The organism is Flavobacterium panacagri, assembly GCF_030378165.1.
In the GTDB taxonomy this organism is placed as follows: Bacteria; Bacteroidota; Bacteroidia; order Flavobacteriales; family Flavobacteriaceae; genus Flavobacterium; species Flavobacterium panacagri.
The window spans coordinates 5,275,559-5,290,419 of the sequence record NZ_CP119766.1 but is presented as its reverse complement, the minus strand read 5'-3'; the positions used below and the strand labels follow the sequence as shown (position 1 = coordinate 5,290,419).

The following is a 14,861-nucleotide window of genomic DNA, read 5'->3' as shown; positions in this document are numbered from 1 at the left end:
TTTAATTATCCGCCTATAGAAATTTTATAAAGAAGAATGTATTTCGAAGTGTTGTTTTTGATGAGACTATTGATGACTGAAGAATTTGTTTCTATTTCGGAGATGATCAAAATGTATTTTAATTTTTCAAAACCCGAGAAAGAATTCAGGTCAATAGATTTGTTTAGATCTGCAACTTTTTCAATTTTGATTGTAGCAATTTCAATGTCATTTTTTAAGGAAACCGAAGTATTAAGGCTGTTAATGGAATTATTATCCGTGAATAAAGCAGTCGGCAGATCGCCGTAAATGTTTATTTCACCTGAAGATGCATAAACCGCAGAATGTAAATCGTACAGTAAATGTTTAAGATTTTTAACCTTAGAATCTTGTCCAGAATTTTCTAAGTTTGTTAAGTACGAATTCAAATTTTCAATTTGACCAAATGAAAAATTTGTCATTAAAAAAAACAGCAGGAAAAAAAAGTTTTTTTGAAAAATGTTCTTTTTGAACGAAAAAATAAACTTACAATTATTAACAAATTTTACTGCTTTTTCAAGAGTAGATTTAGCTCTCATAACTCAAAGATTTTGTTTTAATGTATTTATAGTATTCTAACACAATCAAAGTTATATAGTCCGTTTACTTTTGATTTTTTTTCTCTGCAACTAACCTAAAAACTCGTTGAAATGATGTTTTTTAACAAAAAATAGCGTTAAAAAGCAGATTTTTTAACTTAAAAAAACGAATTTTTTAATGTATTTTTTTTGCTTTTTTGATGAAAATTCGCTCTTTTGAAATATTGTAAATTGCTAAAAATCAAATATTTAGTTAATTTTTTGCAAATTTGAAGAATATCGATTAAATACGAATTTTATAGATGAAGAACATAAAACCGAAAAAAAGCCATTTTTGTTTTATCTGAATGTTAAGCTTAAAAAAAAGAATCCTACTTGTTAAAATTTGGATATAATGTTAACAGAAATAAAAAATAGAAAAGGTTTAAAATATCTTTTGTACATTAGAAGTTAAATAAAAATATTAGCCTGCTTAACAGGTTTTTAAATTTACTGCTTATGAAAAATCTTATTTTAATACGTCATGCTAAATCAAGCTGGGAAGCACCCTTAAAAGATTTTGATCGTCCGTTAATGAAAAGGGGAATCTTAGATGCACATGATGTTTCACTAAATATCTCTAATTACCTTCCTAAAACTTATATAATTTGGAGTAGTACAGCAGCTAGAGCTTCAGAAACAGCTTTGATATTTGCGCAAAACCTTTCATATCCTTTAGAAAGTATTGTTTTTAGAGACGATTTGTACACTTTTGATGAAAGGCAGTTAGAAAAAGTTATCAAATCATGTGATAATAGTTTAGAAAGCGTTATTCTTTTCGGACATAACGAGGCTATTACAAATTTTGTTAATAAATTTGGGGATGTTTTTATCGAAAATGTTCCAACTTCAGGCTTTGTTTCATTGCAATTTGATTCCGATAACTGGGACACAATTGATAAAGGCAAAACACATAAAACTATTTTCCCCAAAGATTTAAAATAATAACAGTGTACGAACAGAAATATATCGATAGAGAAAAAAGCTGGTTAGCGTTTAATGCAAGAGTACTTCAGGAAGCAGGTGATAATACGGTTCCGCTTTTAGACAGACTGCGTTTTGTTGGAATTTTTTCAAACAATTTAGATGAATTCTTTAGAGTTCGATATGCTGCCATTCGAAGGTTAAGTCTCTCAGGTATTTCTGGCGAAAAATATTTAGGCGGTATTTCTGCCCATCAATTAATTAAGGATATTACAGAAATTGTAATTCAGCAGCAGTCTGAAAGTTTGCGTATTCTCGGAAATATTGAAACTGAGCTAGAAGCAGAAAATATTTTTATTATAAACGAAAATCAGATAACACCAAAACAGGAATGTTTCCTAAAAGATTTTTATAATCAAAAATTGAGTCCAGAATTAGTGACTATCATTTTGAATGATCTAGCAGTTTTTCCTGTATTAAAAGATACATTAGGATATTTGGCAGTTCGTTTAGAATTAAAAAATGATGAGGTACGTTATGCTTTAATCGAAATTCCGAAAAACATAAATCGTTTTGTTGTTCTTCCTTCTGATGATGAAAAACAGTACGTTATTTTGATCGATGATGTGATCCGTTTCAAACTGAAAAACATCTTTAATATATTCGATTATAAGACCGTTTCGGCTCATATGATCAAAATTACTCGAGATGCACAGTTAGATATTGACAGCGATTTAAGTAAAAGTATGCTCGAAAAAATTGCATCATCTGTAAAAGACCGTCGAATTGGAGAGCCAGTTCGTTTTATTTATGATAGTTTAATCGAAGAAGATACACTTCATTTCTTTTTAGATAAAATGAAAATCGTCGAAACAGACAGTATAATTCCGGGAGGAAGATATCATAACCGTCGCGATTATATGAGTTTTCCAAATTTAGGACGTTACGATTTATTGTATAAACCAAATGAACCGTTACCAGTTCCAGGTTTAAGTTTGGATGGGAGTATTTTAGAAAAAATCAGTAAAAAAGATTATTTGGTGCATGCACCATATCAGTCATTTTCATATTTGACTAAGTTTTTAAGAGAAGCTGCTTTAGATCCAAAAGTAACAAGCATTAAAATAACTTTATATCGTTTAGCTAAAAATTCACAGATTATCAGTTCTTTGATAAATGCGGCTAAAAATGGTAAAAGGGTAGTAGTACAGATTGAGCTTCAGGCACGTTTTGACGAAGCTTCGAATATCTCTTATGCAGAACAGATGCAGACCGAAGGAATCGAATTGATTTTCGGAATTAAAGGTCTTAAAGTACACAGTAAAATTTGTGTGATTGAAAGAATGGAAGAAGGTAAAAACCGTCGTTATGGTTTTATTTCAACAGGAAATTTCAACGAAGCAACAGCTAAAATTTATACCGATGTAACGCTCTTAACCTGCCATCAGGGAATACTAAAAGATACATCAAAAATATTTGAATTCTTCGATATCAATTACAGAGTTCATAGATACAAACATTTAATTGTGTCGCCTCATTATACGAGAACCAAATTTATAAAACTTATTGATCGTGAAATTCTTCATGCTTTGGCTGGAAGAAAAACACATATCAAGTTAAAAATGAATAGTTTATCTGATTTTAAAATGATCGATAAATTGTATGAGGCAAGTAATGCAGGAGTTAAAATCCAGTTGCAAGTAAGAGGAATTTGTTCTCTTATTCCAGGAATTCCAGGAATGAGCGAAAACATCGAAGCCATTAGTATTGTCGATAATTATTTGGAACATACAAGGGTTTATATTTTTGGAAATGCAGGATTAACAGAAGTTTATATTTCTTCAGCCGATTTTATGACTCGAAATTTAGATGGAAGAGTTGAGGTAACCTGTCCAATTTATGACCTTGAAATTAAAAAGGAACTAATTGATAATTTCAACATTGCCTGGAAAGGAAATGTAAAAGTAAGATACCATTCTTATAAATTGGATAATAAGTATAAACCTAAAAATCATCATGCCCCGTTTAGAGCGCAATTTGAAACCTATAAATATTATCAAAACAAAATCGCAGCACTCGATGAGGTTCCTCAAAAAGTAAATTAATAATAAATACCAATTTCAAAATCATTTAGTGAGCATGATTAATATTAGGAAGTTTGCAGCAATAGATATTGGATCAAATGCCATGAGGCTTCTGATAGCTAACGTTGTAGAGCAAGAAGGAAAAGAACCGCAGTTTAACAAAAGTTCCCTTGTTCGTGTACCAATTCGTTTAGGGCAAGATGCCTTTACAGTTGGGGAAATTTCACCAGAAAATATAGATCGAATGGTGGATGCCATGAAAGCATTTAATCTTTTGATGAAAGTACATAAAATAGAACGTTACATGGCTTTTGCAACTTCAGCAATGCGCGAAGCTTATAATGCTAAAGAAGTTGTGGCTTTAATTAAGAAAAAAGCCGATATAAAAATCGAAATTATTGATGGTAAAAAAGAAGCAGCGATTATCGCTTCTACCGATTTACATCATTTAATTAAATCTGACGAAACGTATCTTTTTGTAGATGTTGGAGGTGGAAGTACGGAGTTTACACTTTTCTCTTCTGGAAAAATGATTACTTCGAGGTCTTTCAAAGCTGGAACCGTTCGTTTGTTGAATAATATGGTGCATGATGTGGTTTGGGATGAAATCGAAAAATGGATTAAAACCAATACAGCAGATTACGAAGAGGTTACACTTATTGGATCTGGCGGAAACATCAATAAGTTGTTTAAAATGTCTGGAAAACAGCAGGAAAAACCACTTTCGTACATTTACATTAATTCGCAATATGCTTTCTTAAATTCATTGACATACGAACAAAGAATTGCCGAATTAGGTTTGAACTCTGACCGTGCCGACGTAATTATCCACGCAACAAGAATTTATCTGAATGCAATGAAGTGGAGTGGAGCCCGCCAGATTTATGTTCCTAAAATTGGACTTTCTGATGGTATCGTGAAAGCGATGTATTATGGGAAGATATAAAGCAACTACAATTATTTAAGCTTTTAATAAATTGAATTTAACTGTTATTTCTAAGATTGAAAAATGAAGAGAAATGTATTTACGGTAATTTTAACCTTTAATTTATTGGGTTTATTAAGTTCTTGTTTTCCTGATTGCCCAGCTGAAAAGTATTATGATTACCGCAGTATAAGTTTTCATGTAACTAATCCTAATGTACAGACAAATGAAAAGTTGAGTTTTGGAATTCGGCATGAGGATATTATATATGTAACTGAAAAAAAGAAAAATTTTCAATTCTCTACCTCTGCCTATGCTACAAGTATCTGTGAAAAAGGTTATGATGGTGAAAAATATCCAGTAATTAAGATTTCTGTTAAAAGTAATGCAGATTTTAGTGGTAATTTGCCAGCAGGTTCAGAGCTCTCAGGTATAGTTAAAGCACTTGGTCTTAATGTCGACAAAGAAGAGATTGAAAGTACAATTGATAATTTGAATCCTACTTATGTAAATATTTATTACATGCATATTGAATTAAAACCTGAGGTTCATAAAAAACACAGATTCACAATAGAAATTGAAAAATCTAATCATGAAATTTTGAAAGCGACTACTGAAGAAATTACATTTCAATAAAAATACTCTACTCTCTATTTAATAAAATTTTGTTTTATAAATGAAATCAATTTTTCAGTCAATACAGAATTTTTCAAATGAAGAATTAGATCTTTTAGATGATTTAATAACTTTTCGTACCTTGAAAAAAGGAGAATTATTATTGTCTGAAAATCAAGTTTGCAATGAAATTGTATTTATAAAAAAAGGAATTTTGCGTTCCTTTTTTTTTAATCATAAAGGTGATGAAATTACCAATTGCTTTGCTTTTGAAAATGAATTTATGGCTTCTTTTGCGAGTTTTATAACGGAAGAAAAGGCAGAAGAAAACATTCAGGCTCTTGCTGATACCGAATTGCAGATTTTAAATCGTAAAGCCTTGGAAAAACTATATCAATCGGGTTTTAACTGGCAAGAAACGGGAAGAAAACTAACGGAATTAGAATTTGTAAACCTACATAAAAGAATGGTTTCTTTTCAGAAATTATCTGGTGCGGAGCGTTATCAAGAACTATATAAAAATCATCAGAACTATTTACAGTTAATTCCTTTGCAATACTTAGCTTCTTATTTAGGTGTTACTCCAAGACATTTAAGCCGAATCAGAAAAGCAGTTTTATAATTTTTTGTTTCTCGCAGATCTTGCAGATTGAGCTGATTTATAAAAATTAAAGAATTTCTATAGATTGGAAAAAAAATAATCTGCCGAATCTGCAAGATCCGCGGGAGAATAAAAATCAATGCTTTTTTGGACATTTGTCCAGTAAAATAAAAGCTGTAAAAAGTATTTTTGAAAAAACATAAACATGAAAAAAATACTGATTATAAACGGACATCCCAATCCTGAAAGCTTCAATTTCGGAATTGCAGAATCGTATAAAAGTGGAGCAATAGCTTCTGGAGCACAAATTGAAACGATTACGATAGCTGATTTAAAATTCAATCCTAATTTACAGTTCGGTTACCAAAAACGAACAGAATTAGAACCCGATTTACTCGAATCTTGGGAAAAAATAAAAAGAGCCGATCATTTGGTTTGGATACATCCCGTTTGGTGGGGCGGACTTCCTGCAATTACAAAAGGTTTTATTGATCGCTTATTTCTACCCGGAAAGGCTTTTCAATACAGAGAAAATTCAGTTTGGTGGGATAAATTATTAAAAGGAAAAACGGCACATATTATTACCACTTTAGATCAGCCAGGTTGGTATTATAGATTGTTTTTCGGAAGACCGAGCGTTAATCAATTAAAGAAATCTACTTTAGAATTTTGCGGTGTAAAACCAGTAAAAGTCAGCTATATCGGAATTATAAAAGGGTCTAATGACTCACAAAGAAAAAAATGGCTGGAGAAAGTCTATACCTTTGGACTGCAGCATAAATAGAATAGTAATTATGTGAAATCTAATCCAAATGTAGAGCGTAAAAGTTCAATGTTTGGATTAATTTCTAAGAAACGATTATATCGATCTTGATCATTGAAAGCTCTTATGGTTTGAATCTCCTCGTTTACAATTATATCAATGGCAATATCGTGGTTATGTAAATGTCCTTTTAAATAGCCTAATAATCCATTCATCTGGCTTTCAAAATCTAGTTTAGAACCTTCATTTGGAAGTTCGTAAGTAATTGTTGTTCCATTTAATACTGGATCACTGATCAATAGAATCGATTCCATGATCTTAAGTCCCTTTTGACCTAAACGTTCCGCATATTTGTTCCAATGAAGACGCATGTCGGTTTCGTTAAATTCTTCAGTTAAATAAGCAGTAGTAGGTTTAACGTAGGTTTTACCGCTAGCTTCCATTTCTTTTTTCTTGCGGATACTGGCAAGAGAAAATGCAGAAACCTTAGGCGTATTATCTGTTGCTGTCTTTGGAGGTTCTGGAGTCTGAACTTTTGGAGTCTCAGAAACTACAGAACTGTTTTCAGTATTTGTAACAACGGTAGTAGCGTTGTTATTGCCATTTGGATTGACATTAACATTACCATTTGTTTTTTCTTCTGAACTTGGAATTTGAGATTTTGCGCTAGGAACTTCAACAATCGAATACCCTCCGTTTTTAAAATAAACGGGCGGAATTATGAATTGCTCAACTTTTTTTTTTCTCCATCAAAGTTGATAGAGGCCAATTGCATCAAGCATAATTCAACTAAAAGACGTTGATTCTGACTCAATTTGTATTTTAAATCACAGTCATTTGCAATATCAATTCCTTTAAGCAGGAATTCCTGAGAACATTTCTGTGATTGTGCAGCATACATTTGCTGTGCTTGTTCTCCAACTTCTAACAAAGCAATAGTCGAAGGCGTTTTGCTAACTAACAAATCTCTAAAATGAGAAGCTAATCCAGCAATAAAATGATGTCCGTCAAAACCTTTAGCCAGAATGTCATTATAAGCTAATAAAAGCTTTGGAATTTCATTTTCTAAAAGTAAATCAGTAATAGAAATATAAGTCTCGTAATCTAAAACGTTAAGGTTTTCGGTTACGGCTTGACGTGTCAAATTAGTACCGCAGTATGAAACTACACGGTCAAAAATAGATAAAGCGTCACGCATGGCACCATCTGCTTTTTGAGCGATAATGTGAAGTGCATCATCTTCGAAATTGATTCCTTGGCTTTCAGCAACATCAGCTAAATGTTCTTTAGCATCTTTTACTGTAATTCTTTTGAAATCAAAAATTTGACAGCGAGATAAAATCGTTGGAAGGATTTTGTGTTTTTCTGTTGTTGCTAAAATAAAAATAGCATGTTTTGGCGGTTCTTCTAATGTTTTCAGGAAAGCATTAAAAGCGGCCGAAGACAACATATGAACCTCGTCAATGATATATACTTTGTATTGTCCAGTTTGTGGCGGGATTCGAACCTGATCAATTAGGTTACGAATGTCATCAACAGAGTTGTTTGATGCAGCATCCAGCTCAAAAACGTTGAAAGCAAAATCTTCAGTAGGATCGTCATATCCAGGCTGATTTATTTTTCGAGCCAAAATACGGGCACAGGTTGTTTTACCAACTCCACGCGGTCCTGTGAATAAAAGAGCAGAAGCCAAATGGTTGGTTTCAATAGCATTCAACAAAGTGTTGGTAATGGCTTTTTGCCCCACAACATCTTTAAATGTCTGAGGACGATACTTACGCGCCGATACTACAAATTGTTCCATATTCTTTTTTATTCGATAGCAAATATATGACTTTTGTTTCGTTGTTTAAAACCGATTTTGGTTATTTGGAGAAATTCTTTTTCTTAAAAATAATAAAGATTAAAGTTAGAAATAATACGATGTTGACTATCAAAGATATGATGATATATCTACTGTATGTTACAAGTTTTGTCTCGGTTTTTTCTTTATCAGAAATTTCTTTTTGAGATTTTTTATATATTCTTAATTTCTCTATTTGATAAATCCAATCTTGTAAATTTCGATTTTCAAATTTGAGATCCCAAGCATAAAAAGACAATGTGTTTATTTGATCATCTATCTTTTGAGAGATTTTGATTTCTGGTGGAGGAGGCATTGAGTCATCCCCATAGGGCTTAAATCCAGTACTTGGAGAACAACCACTTATTTCGATAGTTTTATCGTCATTAAAATCGGCATAAACAATCCAAAGTTGTTTTAGAGATGGAGTAACAGAACAGTTACCCAAATACTTTTGCGTAATGAACTGAGAATTGTATTTTCCTTTAAAGAGTTCTATTATCTTAAAAGTATAAATTCTCTTTTTTGAATCTACTTTTATAACTTCTCCATAAAATACAATTTCATACTTTAATCCTATTTCTACCATATTTTTTCGGTCAATTGGTTTACAATCACAAGAAAAACAATTGTTGCAAATGAAAATAAATGTGATAATTAAAATATATTTCAATTTCATAAAGTTGGTTTTGAAGACAATAAAAAGAAATCTAAATGTATTTATTTTTTCATTTGTAAATTCAATTTTTGTAATAAAAAATGTGTTATTTTTAGTCCGAAACAAATAATAATTGATTAAAAAAAACAAATAATTTGATAATTCATGAATGCAAAACAAATAGTACGATTAAGTAATGTAATAGGTATTACAGCAATACTTTTATTAGTTTATTGGGTTTTTACTTTTATTCTAATTCAGGTTTTTGGATTAAAAGTATTTAGAGAAAACATGACAGAATCCTTTTATTTGAGTGTTTTAGGAATTCTTGCTTTAATGGTTGGTTCATTGATTATTAACATCATGTTTAATTTAACCCGCATTGCAGAAAAGCATAACCTTGACACTATTGATTCAAAAACGAATAAATGGAAATTTTTAACTCTGACAATGATTTTCCCAATAATAGCGATTATTTTATTTGGAGGAGATTATTTAACAACTAGCAAGAAAGAAAAACTATTAATAAAATCTGCTGAATCTATTATTGCTGCAAATAAAGCCAACAGTGATAAATTGGTAAATTATAGTTTTTCTGAAAAGTATATAATAGAAACTTCGGATATTTTAGAAATTTTATCTGGAACCGATAAACATTTTCCAAGTGTAACAGTAATCGTAAAAGATTCTATTAAAGGTGCTCCCGTTTATTTAGGATTTAATGAATATTACGAAGGAAGTTTAAAGGATACAATACAACCCAAAAAAAGAAGATTTCTTTATAAAACTACTAAAGAAGAAAGGGATTATTTAGAGAATATTTTTGAAAAAGGCAGTGACGAATTGCGATATAGTTCCTACAATGGCAATTATGAATTATTTTATCCTTATAAAAAGAATGGGAAAAAAATTATTCTTTATTTTTCTGATCAGCAAAGATATGGTAAGCTTGGAAGTTAGAAGTATAATATTCTATTCAAAAACACCTTAATTTATTTAAGCCTCTAACCAATGAAAAAACTTTATCTTTTTATTGTTTTGTTAATTAATTCTTTTATTTTTTCTCAGGAAAGAAACATCAAAAAAGAGATGCTTTTACCTAGAGATATTGATTACAAAGGTTGTGTCAAAAAAATTACAATTAAAACTTTGAGAATTGAAAGAATGACTTCAAAAACGGATTCTGTAAGAACTGTTTCGGAAGTTTATTTTTTTAAGAATGGAAAAGTCCAATCTTTGAATCTTTATGATAAAGCCAGTAAAGATTCATGGAGAAAAGTAGAATTTGATGCCTTAGAAAGAATTACTGCTATTTCAAGAAATAATGGTTTGCTGAAATTTGATTTTATAAATCAATATTACAGTGGTAATTCTGAATATCCAGACTCTACAAAAATATTTAGTGATGAGAATTACAAAGAAAAGTACATAAACAGATTTTTTAAAAATTTAGTTATGAAACAGGAGCGTTATGTTAATGACACTTTAAAAGATTTCAGGGTTTATAGATATAATAATCAGAATCAGTTGATTGAAGATTTATATCATAATACAGAAAATGAAAAGGGTGAAACATTAGTTACAAGTGAATCTAATAAAGGCTACAAAATGTCATTTTATCCAGAGAAACAAACATTGTATGAATACAAAAAAGACAAAGATACTACAATAGTTACAAAAATAAGTCCAAGATACTCTCTTAAAGAAGTTACTAAGATGCTCAAAAACAATCAGTTTGAATTGAATATTATAGAAAAATATGATAAGGATTTTTTAGAAAGATCTGAAGCTACTTGGACTTCAAAAGATTCTATGTCTTATTATGTTTATTTCTATGGTCCTAAGAAAAAGATTAGAGATTATTATAAGACTTTTAAAAATTCTGAAAAGATAGTGTATAAATCGAAAAGTGATTTCTATAATGAAACGGAAGAAAAAGTTGTTACAACTACTATTGAGACAGTTTTTGATAAATACAAAAATTGGATAAAAAAAACATATTTTAGAGAAGGTAGAGTAGAAAGTAGCATAGAAAGAGAGATTGAATATTGTTCTAAATAAAAGTAAAATGAAGCAGTATAATTATGAAAACAACATTCTTAATCTAAAAGTAAAAAAATCTCCATTTTTGGTTCGATTAGTAATGTTTTTATTTTCCTTTTCCTTTTTCGTTTTTCCAATATTTGGAGCGATTTTTAGTGTAGTCCTCGGATTTGGGTTACATATTGGCTTTTTTATCGGAATCGGAATATTTTCTCTTTTAGGTTTTTATCTTCTTAGAATGTCGTTATGGAATACTTATGGTGAAGAAAATATTTCTTTTTTTGAGGATAAAATTATTTACGAAGCCAATTACGGCTGGTTTAAAGATGGCAAAAGAGAAACAGTAATTTCAAATCCGAATTTCTATGCTGTGCCAGCTGGATATGAAGAAGATAAAGAAGGTGTTTTGATTATAACTTCCGATGATATACAGGTTGAATCTGTCGTGAAAATGCCGATTTTGCAATTAGAGGAGTTATTGTTGAAGTTGAATGAAAGTAAAGAATTATGAAGCAGTTATTCATCGTAGTTCTTTTATTCTTCACAAATCATTTTTTTGGACAATCCATAGATTCAATTATAAAAAAGAAGTCTGATGAGTTTCGTTTAAAAGGAGTTAAAGACTTTTTTTACTATGAATCATATTGTGTTGGAAGTATAAAGATTGTTAAAAAAGACCAGATTGATTGTTCTTTAGATAAATCAGATTTTTATGTTTTTTGGAAAGAGAAAGGGAAGAGTCATTTTGAGCAATTTACTCGTTGTGAGAATCCGAAAGTTAAGATATCAAATAGAATTATGGATTTCTTTGTAAATAATGTAGCTTCGATGCATAAAGAAGAAGTAGAACGTTATAAACGCCGTAAAGATAGTCTTGTGGGCAACAAAAGATATAGTTTCTTGAGAATGGTTAGTCACAGTTGTTATAGAAAATTTTACTTTTATGAAGGAGATAGTTTAATTGAAAAACGTATCAGTCAGTTTGATTTATCAAATGAAAAAGAAAGTCCAAATATCAATTTTGAACAAAACAATAATTTAAAGATAGTGAAATTGTCTAAGGAATGTGATGAAGTTATTGCGCTTCAAAAGAAATAGGAGCTCCGTTTTTTATTCAAAATTTTTAGAATTTCATAAATTGTAAAAACACAATGGCAGTATATTTCAATATAATAATCCCCTTTAAAAAGTTTATTTCTGAGCTGAAAGATGTAATCGATAAGAATGCTGTAAATCTTTATGCAGAATATTTAAATGAAAAAAAAGGATTTTACTACGAACTTATTGATCCGAAAAGCGATAACATAACCTTTTTCTCTAATCAAGATTATCGTGGTTTTTTCTTTTCTTCTAAAGCTGTAGAGATAAAAGATGGAAATTTAATTTTAGGAAAAACCAGTAAAAAAGACAGAATTAGTTTTTATGATGATGCGCTTTTTGATTATTGTATTGAAGGAAAAGGAGGTAGAGAAGATCAGGATAGTCTTGAAATAATCAAATTAAGAATAATCAGTAAAAATCCGGATAAGCAGATTTTGAAATTTTACAATTCCTTACAGAACACTTTAAAAAAGACTGAAGGTGTAAATACTGGATTGTTGATTGAGAATTATTTTGACAGCAAAGTTTTTTATTTTAAAACACATAAAAACATGCTCTCCGATTTTGATAAAAAGGATGTCAAATATTCATATCAAGATTAAGGTTGTAAATCACCTGTTTTATGTAGCTATTAATTTATTTTTACTAAATCAGGACTTCAGACCTCAATTTTACTGGGAAAGTTATAAAACCACAAGTATATCCTATAATGTTTTGGGTTTTAAACTGTTTAATTTTAGATTGTTAATTATTTAAAAGGAAACGTTATGAAATTCAAATCAATTTTATTAGGAATGAGTCTGTGTATAGCTTTAGTATCTTGCAAGCCTAATGATGCAGATATCGAAAAAGCAATCACTGAAAAATTAAACGATACTCCAGAAATCCAAGTTTCAGTTCATGATGGTGTGGCAACGATTACAGGGACTTGCGAAGACGAAATTTTCAAGAAAAATATCGAAAAAAGCGTTAGATCAGTAAAAGGTGTAAAATCTGTTGTAAATACCTGCGAATTGGCGAGAGCTAATCAAGAACCTGCTGCAGCAGCGGTTGTGATCAATCCAGATACTGAATTAGATAAATCCGTACATAAAGTTGTTGATGCTTATGATGGCGTTAGTGTAACGGTTGTTGGAGGTGTTGTAACGCTTTCGGGAGAAATTAAAAGAGACAAATTACAGCCTCTTATGCAGAGCATACAAGAATTGAAACCGAAAAAAGTAGATAACAAATTAATCATAAAATAAATTGTTATGAGTTTAAAAGATAAATATAAAGAGGTGATAGATTTGGCTTCTCAGCTGGAGGCAACAAATTTAGAAGTAAGAGAACAAGATAATGTGTTGTATATCGATGGCATAGTAAAATCGGCAGAAGATAAAGAAAAACTTTGGAACGCTTATGGAACAATTGATCCAGATTACAGATCGGCTGATGTTGTAATGGATATTAAAGTTGCAGAAGGAACTTCAAAAGAATATACAGTTAAAAGCGGTGATTCGCTTTCGAAAATCGGAAAAGAATTTGGAGTTTCCTGGCAGACCATTTTTGAAGCCAACAAAGATGTTATTTCAAACCCCGACTTAATTCAACCCGGCTGGAAATTGAAGATACCAACAACAGTATTGTAGTTTTACTGTTTTAAAAGCCCTCTTTATGATGGGCTTTTTTGTGTTTTTTAACCGCAAAGAGCGCAAGGAATTACGTAATGATCGCAAATGTTTATGTTGTTGATTTTATTACTTAAAAAATAATAAGTAGTAATTCAAGATAGGAATGTTTCTCATTTTATGTCATCCCGAGGAACGAGGGATCTCCGTAAGTAGCTCGCCAAAGGCTGGTGATTTTATTTGTGGAAATCCTTCGTTACTCGGGAAGACGTAGGTTGTGATTACTTCTCTTTTAACTACTCCATCCGTTTTTTATTTCATTGAAAAAAGTTTCTAACTAAAAACTACCTTCCCTTAATACTTAATTGAAATAAAAACTGCGCTGTTTCCTGATCTGAGTCGGCAGAAAAACCAGCTACATACACTCCTTTTTTGCCGCTAACAGACCTAATTCCGTATACAACTGCCTCATCCGCTGGATCCGATTCCCCTTCGTATCGATACACATGAACAATTTCAAATTTCTCAGGATTTTTTTTAATCAGGTCAGCATTTCGATTAAAATCACATGTAAATCCTTTTTCATTCAATTGATCTAAAGCCTTTGAAACAGTTGCGTAATGATACATTCTTCTCATGATAACTGAATTTAAAAATTATAGAATCTTAAAGATAACTATTTTAAAATTAAAAAGTTAGGATAAACTCCATAAAACTGAAATTTAAAATCATTATTGTTAGTTTATAAAGTGTTACTTTTGCACCGCAGACCGCCTTATCGTCGTCCGCCGCGGCGGAGGGAGGAAAGTCCGGACACCATAGAGAAGCATAGCGGGTAACGCCCGTCGGCTCCGATTTATCGGAGTTAGGACAAGTGCAGCAGAAAGTATGTACAGGTAATGCTGTAGTGAAACCAGGTAAACTCTATGCGGTGAAATACCAAGTATATCGGCATTTAAGGGCTTCTCGTTCGTTGCCGAAGGGTAGGTAGATTGAGTCCCGAAGTAATTCGGGATCTAGATAAATGATAAGGTATTGTTTTGTTGCAAAATGAGACAAGAACAGAATCCGGCTTATAGGTCTGCATTTTTTATATAT

Annotated in this window: 18 protein-coding genes and 1 other RNA gene; 14 read left to right on the top strand and 5 right to left on the bottom strand. The window is 30.9% G+C overall.

All coding sequences use genetic code 11. The features are described 5' to 3' along the window. Positions 1-5: 5 nt before the first annotated feature. Complete coding sequence (locus tag P2W65_RS22380; protein WP_289661431.1) at positions 6-407, bottom strand: hypothetical protein; 402 nt, start codon at positions 405-407, stop codon at positions 6-8. A gap of 648 nt (positions 408-1,055) precedes the next feature. On the opposite strand from P2W65_RS22380, the gene P2W65_RS22375 reads away from it, so the two are divergent. The 6 genes from P2W65_RS22375 (at position 1,056) to P2W65_RS22350 (ending at position 6,529) form a co-directional block, all read left to right on the top strand. Further along, a complete protein-coding gene (locus tag P2W65_RS22375) occupies positions 1,056-1,541 on the top strand; it encodes a SixA phosphatase family protein (RefSeq protein WP_289661429.1) in 486 nt (161 codons plus the stop codon). A gap of 5 nt (positions 1,542-1,546) precedes the next feature. Beyond that, positions 1,547-3,625 (top strand): polyphosphate kinase 1, encoded by a 2,079-nt coding sequence (gene ppk1 / locus P2W65_RS22370; RefSeq protein ID WP_289661427.1) that lies wholly within the window; start codon positions 1,547-1,549, stop codon positions 3,623-3,625. 34 nt (positions 3,626-3,659) lie between these two features. After that, a complete protein-coding gene (locus P2W65_RS22365) occupies positions 3,660-4,550 on the top strand; it encodes a Ppx/GppA phosphatase family protein (protein WP_289661425.1) in 891 nt (296 codons plus the stop codon). A gap of 63 nt (positions 4,551-4,613) precedes the next feature. Continuing rightward, positions 4,614-5,165 carry a hypothetical protein gene (locus tag P2W65_RS22360; protein WP_289661423.1) on the top strand — a complete coding sequence of 184 codons (552 nt, stop codon included), beginning with the start codon at positions 4,614-4,616 and terminating at the stop codon, positions 5,163-5,165. A 40-nt stretch (positions 5,166-5,205) separates the two neighbouring features. Then, positions 5,206-5,766, top strand: a complete 561-nt coding sequence (locus tag P2W65_RS22355) for a Crp/Fnr family transcriptional regulator (RefSeq protein ID WP_289661421.1) — start codon at positions 5,206-5,208, stop codon at positions 5,764-5,766. A 184-nt stretch (positions 5,767-5,950) separates the two neighbouring features. Then, complete coding sequence (locus P2W65_RS22350) at positions 5,951-6,529, top strand: NAD(P)H-dependent oxidoreductase (protein ID WP_289661418.1); 579 nt, start codon at positions 5,951-5,953, stop codon at positions 6,527-6,529. 8 nt (positions 6,530-6,537) lie between these two features. On the opposite strand, the gene P2W65_RS22345 is transcribed toward P2W65_RS22350, so the two are convergent. The 3 genes from P2W65_RS22345 to P2W65_RS22335 all read right to left on the bottom strand — a co-directional run bounded on the left by P2W65_RS22345 (position 6,538) and on the right by P2W65_RS22335 (position 9,030). Continuing rightward, positions 6,538-6,951: a DUF8439 domain-containing protein gene (locus tag P2W65_RS22345; protein ID WP_289661415.1), complete on the bottom strand. Its 414-nt coding sequence runs from the start codon at positions 6,949-6,951 to the stop codon at positions 6,538-6,540. Positions 6,952-7,226: 275 nt separating this feature from the next. Further along, a complete protein-coding gene (dnaX, locus tag P2W65_RS22340; RefSeq protein ID WP_091493057.1) occupies positions 7,227-8,312 on the bottom strand; it encodes a DNA polymerase III subunit gamma/tau in 1,086 nt (361 codons plus the stop codon). Between the two features lie 61 nt (positions 8,313-8,373). Next, on the bottom strand, positions 8,374-9,030 hold the full coding sequence (locus P2W65_RS22335) for a hypothetical protein (protein ID WP_289661411.1): 657 nt from the start codon (positions 9,028-9,030) through the stop codon (positions 8,374-8,376). A 144-nt stretch (positions 9,031-9,174) separates the two neighbouring features. Here P2W65_RS22335 and P2W65_RS22330 point away from each other — a divergent pair, with 144 nt between their 5' ends. From P2W65_RS22330 to P2W65_RS22300, 7 genes are all read left to right on the top strand, one after another. Beyond that, positions 9,175-9,969: a hypothetical protein gene (locus tag P2W65_RS22330; RefSeq protein ID WP_289661408.1), complete on the top strand. Its 795-nt coding sequence runs from the start codon at positions 9,175-9,177 to the stop codon at positions 9,967-9,969. A 51-nt stretch (positions 9,970-10,020) separates the two neighbouring features. Beyond that, on the top strand, positions 10,021-11,070 hold the full coding sequence (locus tag P2W65_RS22325; protein ID WP_289661405.1) for a hypothetical protein: 1,050 nt from the start codon (positions 10,021-10,023) through the stop codon (positions 11,068-11,070). Between the two features lie 7 nt (positions 11,071-11,077). Next, positions 11,078-11,563 (top strand): hypothetical protein, encoded by a 486-nt coding sequence (locus P2W65_RS22320; RefSeq protein WP_289661402.1) that lies wholly within the window; start codon positions 11,078-11,080, stop codon positions 11,561-11,563. Continuing rightward, the gene (locus P2W65_RS22315; RefSeq protein WP_289661400.1) at positions 11,560-12,150 is read left to right on the top strand and encodes a hypothetical protein; all 591 of its coding nucleotides are present in this window, start codon (positions 11,560-11,562) and stop codon (positions 12,148-12,150) included. The genes P2W65_RS22320 and P2W65_RS22315 overlap by 4 nt, the downstream gene beginning before the upstream one ends. 53 nt (positions 12,151-12,203) lie before the next feature. Continuing rightward, positions 12,204-12,755, top strand: coding sequence for a hypothetical protein (locus tag P2W65_RS22310; RefSeq protein WP_289661398.1), 552 nt, complete (start codon positions 12,204-12,206; stop codon positions 12,753-12,755). A gap of 165 nt (positions 12,756-12,920) precedes the next feature. After that, positions 12,921-13,400: a BON domain-containing protein gene (locus P2W65_RS22305; protein WP_179005055.1), complete on the top strand. Its 480-nt coding sequence runs from the start codon at positions 12,921-12,923 to the stop codon at positions 13,398-13,400. Between the two features lie 6 nt (positions 13,401-13,406). Next, complete coding sequence (locus P2W65_RS22300; protein ID WP_289661395.1) at positions 13,407-13,784, top strand: LysM peptidoglycan-binding domain-containing protein; 378 nt, start codon at positions 13,407-13,409, stop codon at positions 13,782-13,784. Positions 13,785-14,107: 323 nt separating this feature from the next. Here the strand turns inward: P2W65_RS22300 and P2W65_RS22295 are convergent, their stop codons facing one another. Beyond that, the gene (locus P2W65_RS22295; protein ID WP_091493065.1) at positions 14,108-14,401 is read right to left on the bottom strand and encodes an SH3 domain-containing protein; all 294 of its coding nucleotides are present in this window, start codon (positions 14,399-14,401) and stop codon (positions 14,108-14,110) included. A 124-nt stretch (positions 14,402-14,525) separates the two neighbouring features. Here P2W65_RS22295 and rnpB point away from each other — a divergent pair. After that, an RNA gene (rnpB, locus tag P2W65_RS22290) (RNase P RNA component class A) lies at positions 14,526-14,855 on the top strand. Positions 14,856-14,861 lie beyond the last annotated feature (6 nt).

Excerpts from the sequence above, each read along its gene's own strand:
- P2W65_RS22375 (WP_289661429.1), top strand. The coding sequence starts at position 1,056 with ATGAAAAATCTTATTTTAATACGTCATGCTAAATCAAGCTGGGAAGCA.
- P2W65_RS22365 (WP_289661425.1), top strand. The coding sequence starts at position 3,660 with ATGATTAATATTAGGAAGTTTGCAGCAATAGATATTGGATCAAATGCC.
- P2W65_RS22360 (WP_289661423.1), top strand. The coding sequence starts at position 4,614 with ATGAAGAGAAATGTATTTACGGTAATTTTAACCTTTAATTTATTGGGT.
- P2W65_RS22355 (WP_289661421.1), top strand. The coding sequence starts at position 5,206 with ATGAAATCAATTTTTCAGTCAATACAGAATTTTTCAAATGAAGAATTA.
- P2W65_RS22350 (WP_289661418.1), top strand. The coding sequence starts at position 5,951 with ATGAAAAAAATACTGATTATAAACGGACATCCCAATCCTGAAAGCTTC.
- P2W65_RS22345 (WP_289661415.1), bottom strand. The coding sequence starts at position 6,951 with ATGGAAGCTAGCGGTAAAACCTACGTTAAACCTACTACTGCTTATTTA.
- dnaX (WP_091493057.1), bottom strand. The coding sequence starts at position 8,312 with ATGGAACAATTTGTAGTATCGGCGCGTAAGTATCGTCCTCAGACATTT.
- P2W65_RS22335 (WP_289661411.1), bottom strand. The coding sequence starts at position 9,030 with ATGAAATTGAAATATATTTTAATTATCACATTTATTTTCATTTGCAAC.
- P2W65_RS22330 (WP_289661408.1), top strand. The coding sequence starts at position 9,175 with ATGAATGCAAAACAAATAGTACGATTAAGTAATGTAATAGGTATTACA.
- P2W65_RS22325 (WP_289661405.1), top strand. The coding sequence starts at position 10,021 with ATGAAAAAACTTTATCTTTTTATTGTTTTGTTAATTAATTCTTTTATT.
- P2W65_RS22320 (WP_289661402.1), top strand. The coding sequence starts at position 11,078 with ATGAAGCAGTATAATTATGAAAACAACATTCTTAATCTAAAAGTAAAA.
- P2W65_RS22315 (WP_289661400.1), top strand. The coding sequence starts at position 11,560 with ATGAAGCAGTTATTCATCGTAGTTCTTTTATTCTTCACAAATCATTTT.
- P2W65_RS22310 (WP_289661398.1), top strand. The coding sequence starts at position 12,204 with ATGGCAGTATATTTCAATATAATAATCCCCTTTAAAAAGTTTATTTCT.
- P2W65_RS22305 (WP_179005055.1), top strand. The coding sequence starts at position 12,921 with ATGAAATTCAAATCAATTTTATTAGGAATGAGTCTGTGTATAGCTTTA.
- P2W65_RS22300 (WP_289661395.1), top strand. The coding sequence starts at position 13,407 with ATGAGTTTAAAAGATAAATATAAAGAGGTGATAGATTTGGCTTCTCAG.
- P2W65_RS22295 (WP_091493065.1), bottom strand. The coding sequence starts at position 14,401 with ATGAGAAGAATGTATCATTACGCAACTGTTTCAAAGGCTTTAGATCAA.